Origin of the sequence: Thioalkalivibrio sp. ALE22, from assembly GCF_000381445.1 — a bacterium.
Lineage (GTDB): Bacteria > Pseudomonadota > Gammaproteobacteria > Ectothiorhodospirales > Ectothiorhodospiraceae > Thioalkalivibrio.
The window spans coordinates 77,423-96,459 of the sequence record NZ_KB906506.1 but is presented as its reverse complement, the minus strand read 5'-3'; the positions used below and the strand labels follow the sequence as shown (position 1 = coordinate 96,459).

Sequence of the window (19,037 nt, the reverse complement as noted above, 5' to 3'; positions counted from 1 at the left end):
TCGGGATCGCTACTCGGCCAGGGGGCACAGGGGTTGGATACCAGGGATACGCGGAGGAAAGCCAGGCACCATGGTAAGCATTCCGCCCGGCCGGCGCTGCTACTGCTGGTCCTGGCGGCGGGCCTGCTCGCGGGCGGGACCAGCGCGGCCGAGCTGTACAGCTACCGCGATGCCTCCGGTGCCCGCGTCCTGACCGACGAACGGCCCCAGGGTGTGCCGTACGAAACCATCCGCTCGCCCGCGAGCACGGGTACGGCCACGCCGCCTGCCGGCGGCGACTGGTCTCCCAGCCAGATCTTCGTGTTCGAGGGCCCGGGCGGTGAACGCCTGGTCACCAACCAGCACCGCCAGGACAACGGCATGGAACTGGTCGCCACCTACGGCCGCCCCACCGCACGGGCCCGCTGCGGCGAACGCGCCCGCCATGCGCTGGCCACCGGCGGCGGCGAGTTCGCGGACCTCATTCGTACGGCCGCCACCCGCAAGGGCCTCGACCCTGCGCTGGTCCAGTCGGTCATTCACGTGGAATCCTGCTTCGATCCGCAGGCGGTCTCGCGGGTGGGCGCCCACGGCCTGATGCAGCTGATGCCCGCGACCGCGGCCGATCTCGGGGTCACCGACCGCTTCGATCCGGCCCAGAACATCAACGGCGGCACACGCTATCTGGCCGCCATGCTCGAGCGTTTCGAGGGCAACCTGGATCTCGCCCTGGCCGCCTACAACGCCGGCCCCGGCGCGGTGGAGCGCCACGGCGGCGTCCCGCCATTCCGCGAGACGCAAACCTACATCCAGCGCATCCGCTCGCAGTACACCGGCAACGGACGGCCGAACTGACTCAGACTTTGGGCTTGTCGCGCCCGCAGTTCCAGCACTGGGTGAACTGCGGCTCGATTACCTCGCCGCAGCGCGGGCACTTCCAGTCCCGGCCGTCGTGTTCCGGCTCGCCCTCCAGATACTCCAGGATCAGGGCTCGCGCCTCCTCGGCCTGCTCCTCGTGCACCACCATGATGCGCGCCCAGGTCTCGGTTGGCGGGACCTCCCCCGCCGCGCCCATGAGCCCCGCCTGGTTCACGTACGCCGGGATGCCGGCCTCTTTCAGCAGGTCCTCGATGAACCCGGCCATCACGGGGTCGGCGGCGGAATAGACAGTCCTCATGGCCGCGACCGTAGCACGCGCGGCAAATCCGACGCAGCGGGCCTACCCCTACTGCACCGTGCCCTGATTGGCCGCCTGGAAGTACTCCATCGCCTTCTGGATCGCGAAGAACGGGGCTTCCTCGAGCGCGGTGCGGGTATGCGGCAGGTTGATGTCCGCGTGGTACTTGCGCATGGCCAGGACATGGATCGGCAGCTCGCGCGCGAACATCGGGTTCTCGAAGTTGAAGTACTGGCCCAGCCCCAGCACCAGATCCTGGCGCTCGTCGGCCGTCAGGCTCTCCGGGGACACCCGGACATCCGGGAGCTGCCCGGCCTGGCCGTCGACCGATACCACCACCTGGCGATCCCCGTCGGCCGCGGCCGGCACGGAATCTCCGTTCACCAGCTGCAGGTTCTCCGACAGGTCCAGGTACCCCTTGGACAGGATATGCCCATGCGGCTGGAACACCTTGCTGGACATGTTGACCGCCCAGAGTTCCATGGTCTCCTTGAGGTCCTGGGCCGCCTGCACCTCGCCCAGGGCGAACAACTGCTGGGCGTAGACGATATCCCACACCCAGACCTGGCCGTATTCGGGCAGCTCGCCCTCGACGGCCAGCGAGACCTTGCGCAGCTCGGGCTGCGATTCGTCGCGCGCATGCAGTGTCAGGGTAAATTCGGCCAACGGACTTCTCCTTACGGCAGCGGATATCGCGCTGCATGATCAAGCCCTAAATTATAGCCGTCCGTCGACCCGTACCGCAGTTCAGGCACGTCGCCCGGGGACTTCGGCCACGCCTGCCCCCCATTCACGGAACTGACATAATGTCGGAGGGGAACACTGGTTAATCTACACATTCGCGTTGGTGCCCCATGTTTCCCGAGACAAGGCGCGGTGCGCAGCCGGTAGTGGGGCTACCGGTAAGCGCCGCAACGCTGCATCGGGGAACATGGGGCACCAACCCCACAAACTATTGAACGCAGGGGCTCGGCCGATTTTGCGCGCGCACGGCGTTGCGGTTCCCTTGTGCAGAATGACTGCACGGCAGTCACCGCGCCTTGTTCGCACGCAAAATCGACTCGAGCGCGAACGTGTAGATTAACCAGTGTTCCCCTAGACTCGCGAGTCCACTTCTGCCGCGAGTCGTGCATGCCGGATGCCGACGTGACCCAGACTGATCTGTTCCTCAATCGCGAGCTGTCCCTGCTGGAATTCAACCGTCGGGTCCTCGCGATCGCCCAGGACCCCGCCTTCCCGCTGCTCGAACGCCTGCGCTATCTGAGTATCTCTTCCACCAACCTGGACGAGTTCTTCGAGGTCCGCGTGGGCTCGCTGCGCCAGCAGGTCGAGCTGAACGTGCAGGCCCCCGGTCCGGACGGCCTTTCCGCCGCCGAGCAGCTTCGCCAGATCGCCCCGCGCGCGCACGACCTGGTCGAGGAGCAGTACCGCACCCTGAACGATGAACTGATCCCGGCACTGGCGGCCGAGGGCATCCACTTCGTGCGTCGCACCCACTGGAGCTCCGCGCAGCAGGAATGGGTGCTGCAGTATTTCCGCGAACAGCTGCAGCCGGTCCTGACCCCGATCGGCCTGGACCCGGCGCATCCCTTTCCGCGCATCCTGAACAAGAGCCTGAACTTCATCGTCACGCTCAAGGGCAAGGACGCCTTCGGCCGCGAGTCCGGCCGCGCCGTGGTACAGGCACCGCGTTCTCTCCCGCGTCTGGTGCGCCTCCCGAGGGAGGTCGCCAGCGGCGACAACGATTTCGTCCTGCTGTCGTCCATCCTGCACGCCCATGTTGACGAGCTGTTCCGCGGGATGAAGGTGACCGGCTGCTACCAGTTCCGGCTGACCCGCAACTCCGACCTGTTCGTGCAGGAAGAGGAGATCGACGACCTCCTGAACGCCCTGGAGGGCGAACTGCCCCAGCGCAACTACGGCGCCGGCGTGCGGCTGGAGGTCGCGGACAACTGCCCGCAGGAGGTCGCCGATTTCCTCCTGCAGCAGTTCCATCTGGACCCCGACGACCTGTATCAGGTCACCGGCCTCGTGAACCTGAACCGGCTGATGGCGGTGCACGAACTGGTCGACCGCCCGGACCTCAAGTTCCCGCCCCTGGTCCCGGCCCTGCCTCGCGTGGACGCCAGCGGCAGCGGCATCTTCGCCTGCATCCGCGAGCAGGAGCTATTGCTGCATCATCCGTACCAGTCGTTCATGCCGGTGGTGGATTTCCTGCGCCAGGCCGCGGCCGACCCGCGGGTACTGGCCATCAAGCAGACCCTGTACCGCACGGGCACCCGCTCGCCCCTGGTCGAGACCCTGATCGAGGCGGCGCAGGCCGGCAAGGAGGTCACCGTCGTGATCGAGCTGCGGGCGCGCTTCGACGAGGCCGACAACATCGAGCTGGCCAACCGCATGCAGGATGCCGGGGTGCATGTGACCTACGGCGTGGTCGGCTACAAGACCCACGCCAAGCTGGCCCTGGTGGTACGCCGGGATGGCGACCAGATTACCCGCTACGCCCACCTCGGCACCGGCAACTATCACTCGGGCACTGCCAAGGCCTACACCGATTTCGGCCTGCTGACGGCCGACCCCGTGCTGACCGAGGACGTCCACCGCGTGTTTCTCCAGCTGACCGGGCTCGGCAAGGTGACCCGCCTGCGCCAGCTCATCCAGGCCCCCTTCCGCCTGCACGACGCGATGCAGGAGAAGATCGAGCGCGAGATCGAGAACCACCGGGCCGGCAAACCGGCGCGCATCGTCGCGCGCATGAACTCCCTGAACGAGGCCACCATCATCCAGGCCCTGTACCAGGCCTCGCAGGCCGGAGTACCCATCCAGCTGATCGTGCGCGGCATCTGCAGCCTGCGCCCCGGGGTCCCCGGCATATCGGAAACCATCGAGGTGCACTCGGTACTGGGCCGCTTCCTCGAACACTCGCGGGTGTTCTACTTCGAGAACGCCGGCAACCCCGAGGTGTTCCTTTCCAGCGCCGACTGGATGCCGCGCAACTTCTTCCGCCGCGTCGAGGTGGCTTTCCCGGTGCGCGACCCGGAGCTGCGCGACCGCGTGGCCGAGGAATCCCTGTTCAACTACCTGCGCGACACCGCCACCGCCTGGTCCCTGCAACCGGACGGCAGCTACACCCGCATTCGGCCCGCCGACGACCAGGCCCCCTACTCCGCACAGGAGGTCCTGGCGGCCCGGCTGGCGGGGTCTACCGCCGGCTGACGCGACACCCATGGCCGGCGCGGGGCACCCGGTCGTGGGACTTCGCCGGTCCCCGCTTGACCCCATCCTTCGGACAACCGAACCTGAAGGTCACAACCTCCCTGTGGGCGCGAGCATTCGGACCCCCTATGAAGATCCTGATACTGGAAGACGAAGATCTCATGGCGGATCTCCTGAAGACGCTCGTTCGCGGCCTTTATCCCAATTCCGACATCTTCCACGCGCGCTCCATTACCGAGGCCCTGCGACGTTGGCGCGAGACACACCACGACCTCGTGCTGTCGGACCTGTCGCTGCCCGACGGGAACGGGCTGGACTTCCTGCGACGGGCGGCCATCGATGGCCGCGTCACGCCCATCGTCATCATCACCGCGAACCCGGAGCGTAAGAGTGTCCAGCGCGCCGCTCGCTACGGCGTCCGGGGTTTTATCTCCAAGCCCTTCGAGGCGGAACTGGTGCATGACCGTCTGCAAGCGATACTGGCTACGGGAGCGACTACCGCCGAGTCCCGCGAAGAAGCCGAGGGCGAGCCGGAGGCGCCCGCCCTGGAAAACGCCCTGCAACAGGCCGAATCCGGTGAGCTGAGACTGCCTACACCGATCGATCTTGACGCACTGCGGGAATTGAGGGCGCGGGCCGACACACTCTCGCTGTCCGAACTGGAGAAGGCCTGGCAGGACATTCCATCCCTGGTCACGCGCCTGATCGATGCATCCAACGGCAGTGCTCTGAGGCGCACCGACACCCCCAATACCTCGCTACGCGACGCCCTGCAGGTTCTGGGCATCCCCACCGCCCTGAATCTGGCAATGGCCATGGCCCTCGATCTCACCACCACACTTCAAGACCCCAACCTCCAGAGCCGCGCCCGGCATTACCAGGAACAGAGCGAGCGCATGGCCCACCAGGCCGCGGCCCTGGGTCGCAGCCTGCGGGCGGACGCCAGCCTTTGCTTTACCGCCGGACTGATGCATCGCCTGGGCGAGCTCGCGGTCATCGCCACGGCACAGCGCTGCGTCCTTCAGGGCTGCACCCTCGACCCAGCCGCCCTGGATACGGCGCTTGCGGGGGACTGGCCCGCTCGAATGGCCGTAGCGCTGAAGTCGCGTCTGCGCCTTTCTCTCCCGTTAAAGCAGATGATTGGGGCCGCCCACGGCTTCGGTCTGGGCAGCGGCCACATTCATCTCCCCATCATGCGCACCGCCTTCTTGCTGACCAATGGGGCGGCGGACTCCGCCGAATGCCAGAAGCTACTGGGGCGCCTTGGTCTGTCGGACCAGGACACAACAGGCGACATACCCGCTCAGCAGGTCTCGCTCCAGAGAAATGCTGATGGGTGAACACGCTCGCGTGGGTACCCCGAGCCCCCGAGGCAGGGGTCACACAGCCGTTAGCGCCTCCACCCCCGTTCTATAAACCCTCGGGGCGCAATGCAGGGTCGGGGAACCTGGAGTACAAGCCCCAAACGTGAGTGAATACAGGGGCACATGCGCCGCACACCATCGGGCCGCACACGCGTGCGGCACCCTCCCGGAACCGAGGCGCTCCTGAACCCAATCCTCTTGTTCCCGATGCAGAGGGTCGCTGGGTTCCCTACCCGTTCACAACACACCCGGTAAGCGCCTCAGCTCCCGCGGTTTTTTGTATCCGCTTCACTTTGACGCTCGGAGCGCGGCACATCATGCAGTCCGCCCAGCAGGGTGACCTCGGCGTCGCCATGACGCAGCAGGTCCTGCAACAGCACCACGATCCCGGCCACGCAGAGGAACAGCCCGAAGTTCAGTCCGATCGACTGCACATGGCGGAGCACAAAGAAGAACTCCGCCTCCTGCGCCGGAATCCACAGGATCGGCGCCATCACCCCCAGCAACGCCACGAATGCATACACCATGAAACGGATGAAGTGCACCGGTACCCGCCGTATGCTCAGGCCGTACACAATGGTGGCCACGATCAGCACACTCGCCGTCGCCTGAACCGCGATCATGGCCCGGTCGGTGATGAACACGTACCGGCCCTCCTCGTAGGTGGCTTCGCTGAGCCCGCCGAACATGGCCACCAGCAGGGCGTTTCCGACCACATACACCAGACTGAGCAGGAAGGGCAGTGCCAGCAACCGGTTGTGCCGCATCAACCGGAACCCCGTAGCCGACCACCAGATGCCGATCCACAACGGCACCGACAGTACATAGATCCAGACCACCAGCGTCAGCATTGCATCCATCCTTTCCGAATCCGCCGTCAGGCGTACTCGAGTTGCAGTGCGTGGCGGGCCCATTCCTCGCGCTCGGCGTCGAGGTCGGCCCGTGTCAGGGGATGGGCATCCAGCCATCCCGTCGCAAAGCTCAGTGCGAGGCCGTCCGTCGTCGCCTCGATACGCTCCAGCGGCACCGGATCGGGTGCCCGCGAGCGATGCAGCAGCACGGCCAGGCGCAACAGCACCGCCATATACCGGAAGGCGCCCGTACGATCCTCACGCACATCGCCCAGAAGCTTGGGTTTCAGGCTCCGCCGGTGCAGGCGTACCAGCAGTGCAAGCTCCGCCTGCTCCGGCTGCGAGAACCCGGGCAGGTCGGCCCATGTGAGGATGTATTCACCGTGCTTGTGGTACTTGCTGTGGGCCAGGGCGAGGCCGATCTCGTGCAGCTCGGCAGCCCAGTCCAGACGCTCGGCGTCGTCCCCGTCCAGCCCCCAGGCCGAGCGCACCGCGGTGACCAGGCGTGCCACCGTGGCCTGGACGCGCTCGGCCTGGGCCGGGTCCACCGCAAAGCGCCGGCGCAGATGATGAATGGTGCGCCCGCGCACGTCCTCGTGCCGGAAGCGCCCCAGCAGGTCATGCACCACTCCCTCGCGCAGCGCCCCGTCGGAGGGATGCAGGCGCTCGATGCCCAGCGCCTCGAACACGCCCAGCAGGACCGCCAGTCCGCCGGCGATGACCGGCGCCCGCTCTGCCGCCAGGCCGGGGAACTCCAGCCCGTCGATCGAGCCCTGCTCGATCAGTGCGTCCCGCAGCCGCTCGAGGGCCTGCCGGTCCATGCCCGGCGCCGGGTCCAGGCCCGACTCCTGCACCATGCGGTCCAGCGCGAGGATCGTGCCCGAGGCCCCGAGTGCCTGATCCCATCCCTCGGCCCGGTAGGCGCTGGCAATCGGCTGCAGTTCCTGCTCCGCTCGCAGCCGGGCGGCATCGAAGGCCTTGCGACTCAGCTTGCCGTCGGCGAAGAAGCGCCGGGTAAAGGTCACACACCCCATCTCGAGGCTCTCGGCCAGGACCGGCTCGAAGCGTTCCCCGATAATGAACTCGGTGCTGCCGCCGCCGATATCCATCACCAGGCGCCGGCCACTGTCATCCGCCAGCGTGTGGGCCACGCCGAGGTAGATCAGCCGTGCCTCCTCGCGCCCGGCGATGACCTCCACCGGATGTCCGAGGGCCTGCTCCGCCGACCGCAGAAAGGCCCGGCTGTCATGCATCTGGCGCAGCGTGTTGGTCCCAACGACCCGCACATGACCGCGCGGCAGCTGACGCAGCCGCTGGCCGAAACGATCCAGGCAGTCCAAAGCCCGCTGGGCGACCTCCGGATCCAGCTGTCCCTGATCGTCGAGGCCGCTGGCAAGCCGCACCATCTCCTTGAGCCGGTCCACCTTCAGGACCTCGCCATCCTGACGCCGAGCCACGATCATGTGAAAGCTGTTGGATCCCAGATCGACGGCCGCAACCGTCTCCGTATGGTGAGCCTCCTGCATGCCTAATGCGCCTCCCCATCGGCCAGCCGTTCGAGGACCCGCCGCGGGAGATGCCAGACAAGGCGCATCGGCCCCGGCAGCGAACCCGCCAGCCCGCAGGCATCGCCCTTGCCCATATGCACCAGACTCCGCCCCCCGGGCGCGCCCAGCAGGCAGCTGGCCAGGAGCGACAGGTCGGGCTCGTGGCCCACCAGCACCAACCCGCCGTTCGCCGGCAGGTTCCGGGCCAGGGCTTCGACCTCCAGCCCGGCGGGTTGTCCCGGAGCCAGCCATTTCTTCTGTCGCACCGGTACATCCAGCGCCTGGGAAAGGGGGATCGCCGTCTGCCGGGCGCGCAGATAGGGGCTGCACAGGAGCTCCACGGAAGCCGGCAGCAGATCGCCCAGCGCCTGGGCCATGCGCACCGCGCTGACCTGTCCCTTGTCGGTCAGCGGCCGGTCACGATCAGCCCCGTCCCAGTCGCCGGGATTACCGGCCTGGGCATGCCGCACCAGCACCAGCCGCGGTTCCCGCATGCCGATCAGGCCGCCCCGGGCCGCAGCAGGAACAGGGAGTACCACGCCTCGGGCGCCGACCACTCGGCCTCGTGTTCCAGCCCCGCCGCCGCCAGCAGACCATCGACCGCCTCGCGGCTGAACTTGCGCGAGATCTCGGTGCGGATGATCTCGCCTGCCGCGATCTCCAGGCGAGCCTCGGGCTCCGAGACCTGCACGACCTGGTCGCGACGCGCCACCAGGTGCATCTCGATCCGCGAATGCTCTTTCACGAAGGGCGCGTGGTGATCGAACCCCTCGGGGTCGAAATCCGCCCCCAGCTCCGTATTCAGCACCGACAGGAGATTCAGATTGAACGCCGCGGTGACCCCCGCCGCATCGTTGTAGGCCGCCTCCAGCACCGGACGCGGCTTGACCCGGTCCAGCCCCAGCAACAGGCGATCCTCCGCATGCATGGTCGCGCGGATCCGGGTCAGCAGGGCTGCGGCCTCTGGATCCTCGAAATTCCCCAGACTGCTGCCGAGAAAGGCGAACAGTCGGGGACCGTCGCCGCGCGCGCCGGAAACCTCGCCCAGGTGGCCCAGGGCCGCCGCATAGTCGCCGCACAGACTGTCCACCCGCAGTTGATCGAAGCGCTGCAAGAGCCGCTCGCCCGCCTCGTCCAGGATCTCGCCACACACGTCATTAGCGACGTAATGGGGCGCCGCCACGCGCCGATCCAGGGCGGCCAGCAGGTATTCGGTCTTGCGCGAGGTCCCGCTGCCCAGCTCGAACAGCGTCCGGGCGCCGGATGCCTCCACGATCGCATCGGCATGGTGCTCCAGGAGCTCGGCCTCCAGGCGGGTCGGGTAGTATTCCGGCGTGTCGCAAATCGCATCGAACAGCTGCGAACCCCGTGCATCGTAGAAGTACTTCGGCGGCAGGGATCGCGGTGGCTCGAGCATCCCCGCGCGAAAATCGGCCAGTAACTCGGCGTGGGCATCACGTTCTTCCACCACCCGGCGGCTGTAACGGGAGGAAACGGGTACAGCGCAGGCGTCGGCGGACATGCGGGCTTCCGTATCAAGAGGGTTTGCGGCACGCTAGCATGAAACCACCGACGTCCCAACTGCCCCCAGGGAAGCCCGGATCAATGTGCCGACACCTCGCTTATCTGGGTCCTCCGATCACGCTGCGCAGCCTGATCCTGGATCCCCCCCACAACCTGATCGAACAGGCCATGGCGCCCCAGGAACTGGTTTACGCGCGGGTCAATGCCGATGGCTTCGGCTTCGGCTGGTTCGGGGCCGGGGGCATGGCGCGCCATTACCGCCGAGCCGACCCGCTCTGGCAGGATCCCAACCTGGAAGATCTGGCCAGCGACATGCGCCAGCCCCTGTGGATCGCGGCCATCCGCAGCGCGACCCCCGGCTTCGGGGGAGACTCGGTCAATGCCCAGCCGTTCGCCCGGGACGGCCTTCTGTACAGCCACAACGGTCTGATCAGCCGCTTCCGGCCGGATGTGCGGCGGCAGATCCAGAACATCCTCAGCCACGAGATCGAAGCCAGCATCGAGGGTACAACCGACTCGGAACACCTGTTCGCACTGGTGCGGCAGTACCTGGCCGATGACGAGAACGCCACCCTGGAGGGCGCCCTCGGCGAGGCGTTCTCGACCATCGAGGCCTGGCTGGGCGCGGATACCGCCCTGCTGAACGTGATCCTGTCCGACGGACGCCGCATCATCGCCAGCCGCCACGCGATCAACGCGCCCTGCCCCAGCCTCTACTACACCACCGATGACGAGACATTCCCCGAGGACAGCGTAGTCGTGGCATCGGAACCGCTGACGGATCGCGAGCGCTGGCGCCCGGTGCCATCCGGCCACCTGCTGATCCTGGATCCCGACGAACCGCCGGAACTCCTGGCCTTGTAACGCGCTCCACCGGATATGAACGCCGTCCATCCGCTATCGAACGCGTCCGAACCGGACCTCGTGGAGTGCCTGTCCGTCCAGCACGACCGCCTGAACGCGGCGCTTCTCGCCACCCCGGAACACGAGTGGCGCAATCAGTACCACCCGGACCTCAGCCCCATAGGTTGGCATTACGCCCATTGCCATTTCATCGAGGCAGTCTGGCTGCACGAACGGATTTTGGGTGAGCCGCCGCTCGCACGGCGGGATTGGCACGACCTGTATTTCCCGGAGCAAAGCCCGAAATGGCGCCGCGGCGGGCGCCTCCCACCCCGCCACTCGCTGCTCGAGTGGGGCCGGGCGTGTCAGCAGCACCACCTGGAGCTTTTGCGCGCCCACCCGGAGGTGCGCCGCCATCCCCTGCTTGAAAACGACTACCTGACCGGTTTCCTCGCGCAGCACCACGCGATGCATCTGGAGAGTCTCGAACAGGTGCGCTGGTTTGCCCGCCTGCAACACCCCGAAGCCGGCCCTGTACAAACCTCCGAGACCGCGCACCGGCCTTGCAACGACTGGATCGAGTGCCCGGGGGGCGAACACATCGCCGGCAGCGATTCCATCACCGCCTTCGACAACGAGCGCGGCCGACACACCGTGCGGCTCGCGCCCCACGCCATCCGTGCACACCCCGTCACCAACGCCGAGGTCGCGGCCTTCATCGAGGCCGACGGGTATCACCCCGGCCCTCACTGGGACGAATCCGGCCGGGCGTGGCTGGAACAGACGGGGGTCACCGCCCCGCTGGGCTGGGGGCGCCGGCCCGACGGCACACGAGTCCAGACCCTGCCGGGCGGCACCCAGCGGCTCGAGCCACGGGCACCCGCCGTCGGCCTCTCCTGGTTCGAGGCCACGGCCTACGCGCGCTGGGTTGGCGCCCGCCTGCCCCACGAACACGAGTGGGAGCATGCCGCGCAGGCCGGTTGCCTAGCCGGTACAGGGCAGGTCTGGGAATGGTGTGCGACCCCCTTTCAACCCTACCCGGGTTTCCGGCCCTACCCCTATGATGAATACTCCCTGCCTTGGTTCGACGGGAAGCACTACGTCCTGCGCGGCGGTAGTGCCTGGAGCGACCCGCTGCTCACCCGGACGACCCTGCGCAATTTCTTCACTCCCGATAAACGCCACGTATTCGCCGGCATCCGCCTGGCCCGCGACCTCTAAGGAAACACCCATGCGACCGAACCACATCCCGCTTGCCCACCGGACATCCTGGCTCGTCGCCGGCCTCGCCGTACTTGCACTGGCGATCCCCGGGGCCGCTGTTGGCAGCGATGGCGCCACGACGCTTTCCCTGACCGGCAAAACCGAACGCCAGGTCGCGAACGATCACATGACCGTGCAGATGCAGACCGAGGCGCGCGCCCCGGAGGCTGCCACAGCCGCGGCTACCGTCAACCGGAACATGGAGGCGGCCCTGGAACGCGCAGGCGAACACAATACCGTCGAGGCCCGCACCATTGGCTATTCGACCCGCCCCATCTACGACGCCGACGACCGCAGCCGCATCAACGCCTGGCAGGTCCAGCAGAACCTGGAACTGACCAGCGGCGACTTCGACCGCCTGGGCGAACTGGTGGGAACCCTCCAGCGGCACGACCTCACGGTGAGTCAGATCCGTTTTTCCCTGAGCCCCGAGGCCCGCGAGGAACACCGCGAGGCCATGATCGAAGAGGCCATGGACGACCTGAAGGATCAGGCGCGCGTCATCGCCCGCTCACTGGGCGCCACGCACCTCCGTGTTCTGGAAGTGGAACTGCCGGATGACTCCTACAGTGGCCCGCAGCCGATGATGGCCATGCGGGCGATGGACGAATCCGCCAGCCAGCCGGCGCTAGAGGCCGGGCACTCCACCCTGAGCCTCAGCGTACGCGGCCGCCTGCAGGCCCTTGGTGCCGAAACCCTGCGCGTCGGCCCCGCCCGGTAACCCACGGCACCTGCCGCAAGGTGCCGCGAGGCGATTCCAAACCGCGCCTCACCGAGAGCCCTTGCGCCGAAACGTCATCACGGCCGGAGCGCAGCGCAGAGCCGGGATCGCCAGTTCCCTGCCCCAGGCCTTTCCCAGTCCATCGTTGCAGATCCCGGATAACCGCTTCGCGGCTTCCGGGGTGACACAGCGCGGCGGCATCGCGTGTGACCTTGGGAGGTCCCGCGCACCGTCCAGAACAGGCCGTCGGCCCGGGGACGGATGCATGACTCCACAAGGCACTCCCTCAGCGGGCGAGCTCCAGGGCCAGCTCGCCGTCGCGCACCTCGATGGATTCGATGCCGGCGCGCAGTTGCTGGAAGGGCTCCAGCCCCAGCAGATCCTCGTCCTTGAGCCCGCCAAGCCAGGCATCCGGCAGCGGGATCCCGGCAACGCTGACGCCCACCAGCCGCGCGTGCACCTGGCCCTCTTCCGTACCAAAGCGAACGCCCGAGCGCACATTAAGGACGCGTCCGCCCAGAAGGGGGATATCCGGCGGCACATCGATGCGCACCCGCGTGCTCACCTGTCCCGGCGTCAGGCGGATCGCCACCCGCCCGGCCAGGTCCGGGTCCTGCGCGATCAGCGCATTCAGCTCGCGTTCGCTGAATTGCACCACCCGGGCCTCGGCGCGTTCCTCGTAGAGTTCGGGGACCAGCGGCTCGGCTTCGGCGTCGAGATCGATGATCGGATCGCCTGGTGCGCTATCGGGGCGGGGCTCCGCATCGCGCGGACCCAACGCCCGCAGCTTGGCCTCCAGCTCCGCCTGCTCCTCGACATTCAGGGTCACCGGCTTGGGCTCGCCCGACTGCAGGTGGATGACACCCCAGAACCCCGCCCACAGCGCGGCCAGGATCAGCAGGACGATCAGATAGCGCGGGGGCCGCCCGGTGGAACGGTACTGGATGGGCGCGGAGGGTTCGTTGTTCTTGGCCATGCCGGAGTCTCGCAGATCACAATGGCGTCATGGTCGCACAAAGGCGCGACCATGATCCGCACGGCCGGGGCATGGATCAGAGGAAGTCGAACAGCGACAGGCGGTTCACCTGGGTATAGGTCTGCTGCGCGGCCTGAAGGGCCACCTGCTGCTGGTTGAAGCGGCTGATGGCCTCGGCATAGTCCAGATCGCGGATCTCGGAGACCGCGCTGTTCAGGTCCACCAGGCGGTCCTCGTTCAGGTCCTTCTGCTGATCGAAGCTCTTCAGCCGCGAGCCGACCTCGGCCCGGATGTCGCTGAAGTTGCCCAGCACCGCATCCAGGTCGGCCAGTGCCGTGTTGCTGGCGGTCGCAAGATTGGCCCGGCTGGTGCCGCTGGCACCGCCCTCTTCCAGCGCCGCGATAATCGCGTCCAGCGTCTCGAACACGCTCTTGTTTTCGGCGGCGCGGGACAAGACCTGATCCCCAGCCTGGGGTGTGCCACTGAGGGTGATACTCCGCCCCTCAAAAAGGACCGCCTCACCGGCCACAAAAGGCCGATCTTCCATCGAATTCCCGGAATTGTCTTCGGCGAACTGGGTATCTCCATTCTCATCTACATAGGTGATGGAAAACTGGACGTTCCCGCCGGCGTCTTCAGAGAATTCAATCGTGTAGTCGCGCTCATCCAGTGCACCAACGTCGCTTACACCGGTTTGCTCCACAACAAGAGTACTGCCGGGTTCCCGATTGAGCACCTCGGCCCCGACCCGCCCGTCGTTCTCCGGAATATCCATGAACACCCGCGCACCGGTATCGCCCACCGGCACCTTGCGGTTGGCCGAGATTGCGACCTCGCGGACGCTGCCCGTACCCTCGGCCCCCTCATAGCGCACCGCGCCCGTGCCATCCTGCTGGAAGGGCTGCTGCAAGGACTTCGTCCCGGCGAAGAGGTATTCGCCGTTGGGATCCTTGGTGTTGGCGATGTCGAACAGGCCCTCTCGTAACTGACGCAGTTCGCCGGCCAGATAGCTGCGGGTCTCGTTGGTCTGGGAATCGTTGTTGCCGGCCACCACCAGTTCGCGCGCCCGCTGCAGCAGATCCGTCCCGCTTTGCAGGGCCGATTCCTCCTGCTGCAGGCGTGGTTGGGTGTTGTCGATATTGCGCTGGTACTGTTTGGTGGCCTGGATGATGCGTTCGAACTGGTTGACCTGGGTGGCCCCGCTCGGGTCATCGGAGGGGCTCAGGATGCGCTCGCCGCGACCCATCTGCAGCGAGGTCCGGTTCAGCTCCGTCTGGCCCCGCTGGATCTGGTCGATCCCGGTCTGGAAGATCTGGGTGGTCGAGATGCGCATGTCCGTATCTCCCGGTGGGCGCTAGCGGCGGAAGGCGCCGAGCAGTGAGTCGAACAGCGAGTTGCTGACCGAGATGACCTGGGCCGCCGCCTGATAGGCCTGCTGGTAGCGGATCAGATCCGCCGCCTCTTCGTCCAGATTGACGCCGGACACTGCCTCACGCTGCGCCCGCGCCTGTGCCAGCTGCGCATCGGCGGACTCCTGCGCGACCTGGGCCTGCCGGGTGCGCGTGCCGACATTGGCCAGCAGGCTGTTGTAGCCATCCCCGAAGGTCCGGTCACCGCCCACCAGGCGCTGATCCGACAGCTCGTTCATCGCCAGCATGTTGCGATTGTCGCCGGGATACCCCTCGTTGCTGCTGACCTTGAAGATATCCCCGTCCGCAGGCGCACCACGGACCTCCATTTCCCATCCATTGAACTCAATGGTTGTCACACCATCCTCACTGAGCTCAAATTCTTCTCCATCGATCACGAAAGCGCCCCGGTCCCCGATGTCAGCATCGAACACAACCTCATCGGGGTCGTCCGCGGGTAGAGCTTCCAAATCGATGGTCGGGTCTGCTGCTCGCACAGACGCGATCGCGGCATCCCCGGCGTTGTCATCGCCAAGGTCGGCCCGCACGGCGCTGGCTGCAGCGATCCGACTAGGGTCGGTCATCTCCACCGACAGGTCGCGCGACCCATTGCGGGTCGGCTGGATCAGCCAGCCATCCCCTTCCACCTGTCCGCCAATCGTAGCCGTATCCACAATGATCCCATCCGCCTCAAGGACTCCATTGCCACTCGCTACGACCTCACCATCCGACAGCTTCCGTAGTTCATAGTCCGTACCGTTATAACTCAGGCGGTAATCGGACGTGGTCAGGTCGCGCACGTCTCCGAATTCGACAGACGGAACATCATCAGACTCATTGCCGGGGAATCCACGTACCGCCGGATCACCAATCCCGAAGATATCCGCGCCCAGATTGCCCTCCAGGTCCAGCCCGAGGTTGTTCTGCTGGTTGTATTCCGCCCCGATGCTCACCGCGAGCCGGCCCAGGGTGTTCTGGGCCTCGTCGATGATCCCGGTGCGCGTCTCCAGCAACGCACCCAGCTCGCCGCCCTGGATGAAGCGGGAGATGTTCACCGGGTCGCCACTGGTGGCCAGCCCGATGTCCGGGGAGCGCGGGTCGCCCGTGAGCGACTCGGCCACCAGCTCGCGGTTGTTGCCACCCAGTACCAGGGCCTGACCGTTGCCGACGAAGACGTTGACCGCTCCGTCATCCTGCTCGGTGATGCGGACGTTGACCTTCTCCGCCAGCTGGTTCAGCACCCGGTCGCGCTGGTCCAGCAGATCGTTCGGGGTGCCCTGCGTGGATTTGGACACGATCTCGCGGTTGAGCCCGGCGATCGCATCGGTCAGGGAGTTGATCTCCTCGACGTTGGTGCGGATCTGGCCATTAATGATGTCGCGCTGTTCCTCGATGCGCCGATCGATGGAGGCAAAACGCTCGGCCAGGGATTCCGCCTCGGTCAGGAAGACCGTGCGCGCGGCACTGGACGTCGGGTCGTTGGCCAGATCCTGGCCGGCGTCGAAAAAGTCCTGCAGTACCGGCGTCAGACCGGAACTGGAGCTGCCCAGCAGGTCGTCGATGCGCCCGGCCAGCGAGGCCTTCAGCTCGGCATTCGACTGATCCGAGATGGAGTTGCGCAGCTGGGTGTTCACGAAGTCGTCGGAGATGCGCCGAACCGTGTCCACCTGCACGCCCTGGCCCTGGAAGCTGCCCCCCAGGAACTGCGGCGTCAGGTTGGACAGCTCGGTGCGCTGCCGACTGTAGCCCTCGGTCGCGGAGTTCGCGATGTTGTTGCTGGTGGTGCCAATCGCGCGCTGGAAGGCCAGCAGCGCCGAGGTGCCAATCCCGGACGCGCTCATACCCGCGCCTCCCGCGAAACCGCTCGTTCAACCACCGGATTGGGCCATTTCTGCTTCATGCTCTACCCCTCGGTACGGGTAACGGCCGCATCGGCCGCGACTTGAGTCGATCCACTGCCCTGGTGCGCGGCCAACTGATCGCGCAGGCGCAGGACCTTGTCCGCATAGGCCGGATCCGTCGCGTAACCGGCGTCCTGCAGCTCGCGAATGTACTGTGCGTCATCCCCGGCCTGCAGGGCCCGGTGGTAACGCGGATTGTTGCGAATGAACTCGACGTAATCGGAGAACGACTCTGACGGATCGGCATAGGCACGGAAACGCGCCTGCTCCCTTTGCGCAACCCCCTCACGGAACTCGAGGGTGCCCACGGAGACCTGATCCCCGTTCCAGCGGCTGTCCGCCTTGATCCCGAACAGGTTAAAGCTCGGCTGGCCGTCGGCGCGCGACGGCACGTGCTGTCCCCAGCCGGTCTCCAGGGCACTCTGCGCCAGCAGGATGCCGGGTTCGACCCCGAGCTCCGCGCCCGCATCCCGCGCCAGGGGCTCCAGGCTCTGCACAAACTCGGCGGCGTCCCGCGGGGGCCAGGCGATGGGTGATGGCGCCGCCGCCCCCGCGCTCGGTTGCGGGGCCACAGCATCGGGGCGCTGCGGCCCCACCGGCTGCAACTCGGGCTCCACATCGCCCTGCAGTACGCGCAGGGTATCCAGTCCCGACCGCCGCTGCGGCAGTTCGAGTGCCGCCTGGCGATCCGGGTCATTCAAGGCCTCGGGATCGGCGGGTTGCTGCGCGGAGAGCTGGCGCATCAGGGCATCCCGCAGGCCGATGCCATCACCCTGGCTCATGGCCTTGGCGAATTCCTGGTCCTGCATCTCCAGGTACATCTTGCTCTGGTCGTTGTCGAACAGGCCATCGCCCAACGAGGCCTCGCGCATCTGCTTGAGCATCTGGCCGATCAGCATCGCCTCGAACTCGCGGGCGACGGCCTCCAGGCCCTTCTGATCGCCCGAACGCGCTCCCCGGGCCAGATCCTGCAGGCCGCTGGGGTCCGAGGCCAGGGCCGCGCGGGCCTGCATCTGGGTATCGACGCCCGGGGTAATCATCAGATGACCACCAGCTCCGCGCGGAGCGCGCCGGCTTCGCGAAGGGCCTCCAGGATCGCGACCAGGTCGCCGGGGGCGGCCCCCACGTTATTCACCGCGCGGACGATCTCGTCCAGCGAGGTGCCCGGATCGAACAGGAACATGGTGTTATCGCCCTCCTCGATCGCGATGTCGGTATCCGGCTGGATCGCCGTTTCGCCCGCGCCGAAGGGCGCCGGCTGGACGACCTGAGGGGCCTCACTGATCGTCACCGTCAGGCTGCCGTGCGAGACGGCGGCCGGGGTCACCTGCACGCTGGAGCCGATCACCACCGTCCCGGTGCGCGAGTTGACGATCACCCGCGCCGGTGGCGCACCACGTTCAATCGGCAGGCGCTCCAGCTCCGCGACAAAGCCGACCCGGTGATCCGGATTGGACGGCGCACGCACGCGCACCGACGATCCATCCAGGGCATGGGCGACCCCCTGGCCGAAGGTATCGTTCACCGTCTGCACCAGGCGGTTGGCCGTAGTGAAGTCTGGGCGGTGCAGATTCAGGGTGACGTGATCCCCCTGGGCAAACGCGGTCGGGACCTCGCGTTCCACCGTGGCGCCGTTGGGGATACGGCCGACACTCGGCACGTTCACGGTGATGCGCGAACCATCGGTCCCCTCGGCCCCGAAGCCCCCGACCACCAGGTTGCCCTGAGCGATGCTGTAGGTCTGCCCGTCCGCCCCCTTGAGCGGCGTCATCAGCAGCGTGCCCCCGCGCAGGCTGGTCGCGTTGCCCATCGACGAGACGGTCACGTCGATGCGCTGGCCGGACTTGGCGAACGGCGGCAGTTCGGCCGTCACCATCACGGCGGCGACGTTGCGCAGCTGCGGGTTGCCGGCATCCGGCGTCAGCCCGAGCTGGCCGAGCATATTGTTCAGGCTCTGCACGGTGAATGGCGTTTGGGTGGTCTGATCCCCCGTGCCGTCCAGGCCCACCACCAGGCCGTACCCGACCAGCTGGTTCTCGCGCACCCCGGAGACACTGGCCACGTCCTTGACTCGCTCCATGTAGCTGCGCTCCTGCATCGCCGCCTGCTGCTGGATGGCGGTCTGCGCCGCCACCGAAGCGCTCCCCGGACCGGCCACCAGCAGCGCTACCAGAACCAGCAGGGCCAAGCGCCGCCAGTCGCCGAGCGCCACGATCCGGCGGTCGTTCGCGGGTTGTTTGAGGGATATCGAGTCCATGTCGTACCT

General features: G+C 66.9%; 17 protein-coding genes. 6 read left to right on the top strand and 11 right to left on the bottom strand.

Annotated elements, in window-relative coordinates; translation table 11 throughout:
- Positions 1 to 96 precede the first annotated feature (96 nt).
- Entirely contained in the window at positions 97 to 834 is a 738-nt protein-coding gene (locus tag F793_RS0109210) for a lytic transglycosylase domain-containing protein (RefSeq protein WP_026280432.1), read from the top strand.
- Position 835: 1 nt separating this feature from the next.
- Here F793_RS0109210 and F793_RS0109205 read toward each other — a convergent pair whose 3' ends face one another.
- Together F793_RS0109205 and F793_RS0109200 are read right to left on the bottom strand one after the other, a co-directional pair.
- Positions 836 to 1,156 carry a DUF2007 domain-containing protein gene (locus F793_RS0109205; protein ID WP_081618691.1) on the bottom strand — a complete coding sequence of 107 codons (321 nt, stop codon included), beginning with the start codon at positions 1,154 to 1,156 and terminating at the stop codon, positions 836 to 838.
- A gap of 48 nt (positions 1,157 to 1,204) precedes the next feature.
- A complete protein-coding gene (locus tag F793_RS0109200) occupies positions 1,205 to 1,822 on the bottom strand; it encodes a hypothetical protein (protein WP_018867352.1) in 618 nt (205 codons plus the stop codon).
- A gap of 465 nt (positions 1,823 to 2,287) precedes the next feature.
- Here F793_RS0109200 and ppk1 point away from each other — a divergent pair, with 465 nt between their 5' ends.
- Positions 2,288 to 4,372 carry a polyphosphate kinase 1 gene (ppk1, locus tag F793_RS0109195; protein ID WP_018877816.1) on the top strand — a complete coding sequence of 695 codons (2,085 nt, stop codon included), beginning with the start codon at positions 2,288 to 2,290 and terminating at the stop codon, positions 4,370 to 4,372.
- 128 nt (positions 4,373 to 4,500) lie between these two features.
- Positions 4,501 to 5,712 (top strand): response regulator, encoded by a 1,212-nt coding sequence (locus F793_RS0109190; RefSeq protein WP_018880733.1) that lies wholly within the window; start codon positions 4,501 to 4,503, stop codon positions 5,710 to 5,712.
- Between the two features lie 284 nt (positions 5,713 to 5,996).
- On the opposite strand, the gene F793_RS0109185 is transcribed toward F793_RS0109190, so the two are convergent.
- From F793_RS0109185 to egtD, 4 genes are read right to left on the bottom strand one after another with little or no spacing between them, the layout of a single operon-like run.
- Complete coding sequence (locus tag F793_RS0109185) at positions 5,997 to 6,587, bottom strand: hypothetical protein (protein WP_018867349.1); 591 nt, start codon at positions 6,585 to 6,587, stop codon at positions 5,997 to 5,999.
- A 26-nt stretch (positions 6,588 to 6,613) separates the two neighbouring features.
- Positions 6,614 to 8,113, bottom strand: a complete 1,500-nt coding sequence (gene ppx, locus F793_RS0109180; protein ID WP_018882367.1) for an exopolyphosphatase — start codon at positions 8,111 to 8,113, stop codon at positions 6,614 to 6,616.
- Between the two features lie 2 nt (positions 8,114 to 8,115).
- Complete coding sequence (locus F793_RS0109175) at positions 8,116 to 8,628, bottom strand: histidine phosphatase family protein (RefSeq protein WP_018882368.1); 513 nt, start codon at positions 8,626 to 8,628, stop codon at positions 8,116 to 8,118.
- 5 nt (positions 8,629 to 8,633) lie between these two features.
- Entirely contained in the window at positions 8,634 to 9,656 is a 1,023-nt protein-coding gene (egtD, locus tag F793_RS0109170; protein ID WP_018882369.1) for an L-histidine N(alpha)-methyltransferase, read from the bottom strand.
- Between the two features lie 83 nt (positions 9,657 to 9,739).
- Between egtD and egtC the strand changes: the two genes are divergently transcribed.
- The 3 genes from egtC to F793_RS0109155 are packed head-to-tail and all read left to right on the top strand — an operon-like array spanning position 9,740 to position 12,485.
- Entirely contained in the window at positions 9,740 to 10,522 is a 783-nt protein-coding gene (gene egtC, locus F793_RS0109165) for an ergothioneine biosynthesis protein EgtC (protein WP_018882370.1), read from the top strand.
- 15 nt (positions 10,523 to 10,537) lie between these two features.
- Positions 10,538 to 11,722 carry an SUMF1/EgtB/PvdO family nonheme iron enzyme gene (locus F793_RS0109160; RefSeq protein ID WP_018882371.1) on the top strand — a complete coding sequence of 395 codons (1,185 nt, stop codon included), beginning with the start codon at positions 10,538 to 10,540 and terminating at the stop codon, positions 11,720 to 11,722.
- A gap of 10 nt (positions 11,723 to 11,732) precedes the next feature.
- On the top strand, positions 11,733 to 12,485 hold the full coding sequence (locus F793_RS0109155; RefSeq protein WP_018882372.1) for an SIMPL domain-containing protein: 753 nt from the start codon (positions 11,733 to 11,735) through the stop codon (positions 12,483 to 12,485).
- A 286-nt stretch (positions 12,486 to 12,771) separates the two neighbouring features.
- Here F793_RS0109155 and F793_RS0109150 read toward each other — a convergent pair whose 3' ends face one another.
- From F793_RS0109150 to F793_RS0109130, 5 genes are all read right to left on the bottom strand, one after another.
- Entirely contained in the window at positions 12,772 to 13,461 is a 690-nt protein-coding gene (locus F793_RS0109150) for a hypothetical protein (RefSeq protein ID WP_018867342.1), read from the bottom strand.
- A gap of 76 nt (positions 13,462 to 13,537) precedes the next feature.
- Complete coding sequence (gene flgL / locus F793_RS0109145; protein ID WP_018876816.1) at positions 13,538 to 14,794, bottom strand: flagellar hook-associated protein FlgL; 1,257 nt, start codon at positions 14,792 to 14,794, stop codon at positions 13,538 to 13,540.
- 21 nt (positions 14,795 to 14,815) lie between these two features.
- Positions 14,816 to 16,711 (bottom strand): flagellar hook-associated protein FlgK, encoded by a 1,896-nt coding sequence (gene flgK, locus F793_RS0109140; RefSeq protein WP_018882373.1) that lies wholly within the window; start codon positions 16,709 to 16,711, stop codon positions 14,816 to 14,818.
- A gap of 62 nt (positions 16,712 to 16,773) precedes the next feature.
- Positions 16,774 to 17,811 (bottom strand): flagellar assembly peptidoglycan hydrolase FlgJ, encoded by a 1,038-nt coding sequence (gene flgJ, locus F793_RS0109135; RefSeq protein WP_018882374.1) that lies wholly within the window; start codon positions 17,809 to 17,811, stop codon positions 16,774 to 16,776.
- Positions 17,811 to 19,028: a flagellar basal body P-ring protein FlgI gene (locus F793_RS0109130; protein ID WP_018867338.1), complete on the bottom strand. Its 1,218-nt coding sequence runs from the start codon at positions 19,026 to 19,028 to the stop codon at positions 17,811 to 17,813. Before F793_RS0109130 ends, flgJ begins: the two co-directional genes overlap by 1 nt.
- Positions 19,029 to 19,037 lie beyond the last annotated feature (9 nt).

Excerpts from the sequence above, each read along its gene's own strand:
- F793_RS0109205 (WP_081618691.1), bottom strand. The coding sequence starts at position 1,156 with ATGAGGACTGTCTATTCCGCCGCCGACCCCGTGATGGCCGGGTTCATC.
- ppk1 (WP_018877816.1), top strand. The coding sequence starts at position 2,288 with ATGCCGGATGCCGACGTGACCCAGACTGATCTGTTCCTCAATCGCGAG.
- F793_RS0109190 (WP_018880733.1), top strand. The coding sequence starts at position 4,501 with ATGAAGATCCTGATACTGGAAGACGAAGATCTCATGGCGGATCTCCTG.
- F793_RS0109185 (WP_018867349.1), bottom strand. The coding sequence starts at position 6,587 with ATGCTGACGCTGGTGGTCTGGATCTATGTACTGTCGGTGCCGTTGTGG.
- ppx (WP_018882367.1), bottom strand. The coding sequence starts at position 8,113 with ATGCAGGAGGCTCACCATACGGAGACGGTTGCGGCCGTCGATCTGGGA.
- F793_RS0109175 (WP_018882368.1), bottom strand. The coding sequence starts at position 8,628 with ATGCGGGAACCGCGGCTGGTGCTGGTGCGGCATGCCCAGGCCGGTAAT.
- egtD (WP_018882369.1), bottom strand. The coding sequence starts at position 9,656 with ATGTCCGCCGACGCCTGCGCTGTACCCGTTTCCTCCCGTTACAGCCGC.
- egtC (WP_018882370.1), top strand. The coding sequence starts at position 9,740 with ATGTGCCGACACCTCGCTTATCTGGGTCCTCCGATCACGCTGCGCAGC.
- F793_RS0109160 (WP_018882371.1), top strand. The coding sequence starts at position 10,538 with ATGAACGCCGTCCATCCGCTATCGAACGCGTCCGAACCGGACCTCGTG.
- F793_RS0109155 (WP_018882372.1), top strand. The coding sequence starts at position 11,733 with ATGCGACCGAACCACATCCCGCTTGCCCACCGGACATCCTGGCTCGTC.
- F793_RS0109150 (WP_018867342.1), bottom strand. The coding sequence starts at position 13,461 with ATGGCCAAGAACAACGAACCCTCCGCGCCCATCCAGTACCGTTCCACC.
- flgL (WP_018876816.1), bottom strand. The coding sequence starts at position 14,794 with ATGCGCATCTCGACCACCCAGATCTTCCAGACCGGGATCGACCAGATC.
- flgK (WP_018882373.1), bottom strand. The coding sequence starts at position 16,711 with ATGAGCGCGTCCGGGATTGGCACCTCGGCGCTGCTGGCCTTCCAGCGC.
- flgJ (WP_018882374.1), bottom strand. The coding sequence starts at position 17,811 with ATGATTACCCCGGGCGTCGATACCCAGATGCAGGCCCGCGCGGCCCTG.
- F793_RS0109130 (WP_018867338.1), bottom strand. The coding sequence starts at position 19,028 with ATGGACTCGATATCCCTCAAACAACCCGCGAACGACCGCCGGATCGTG.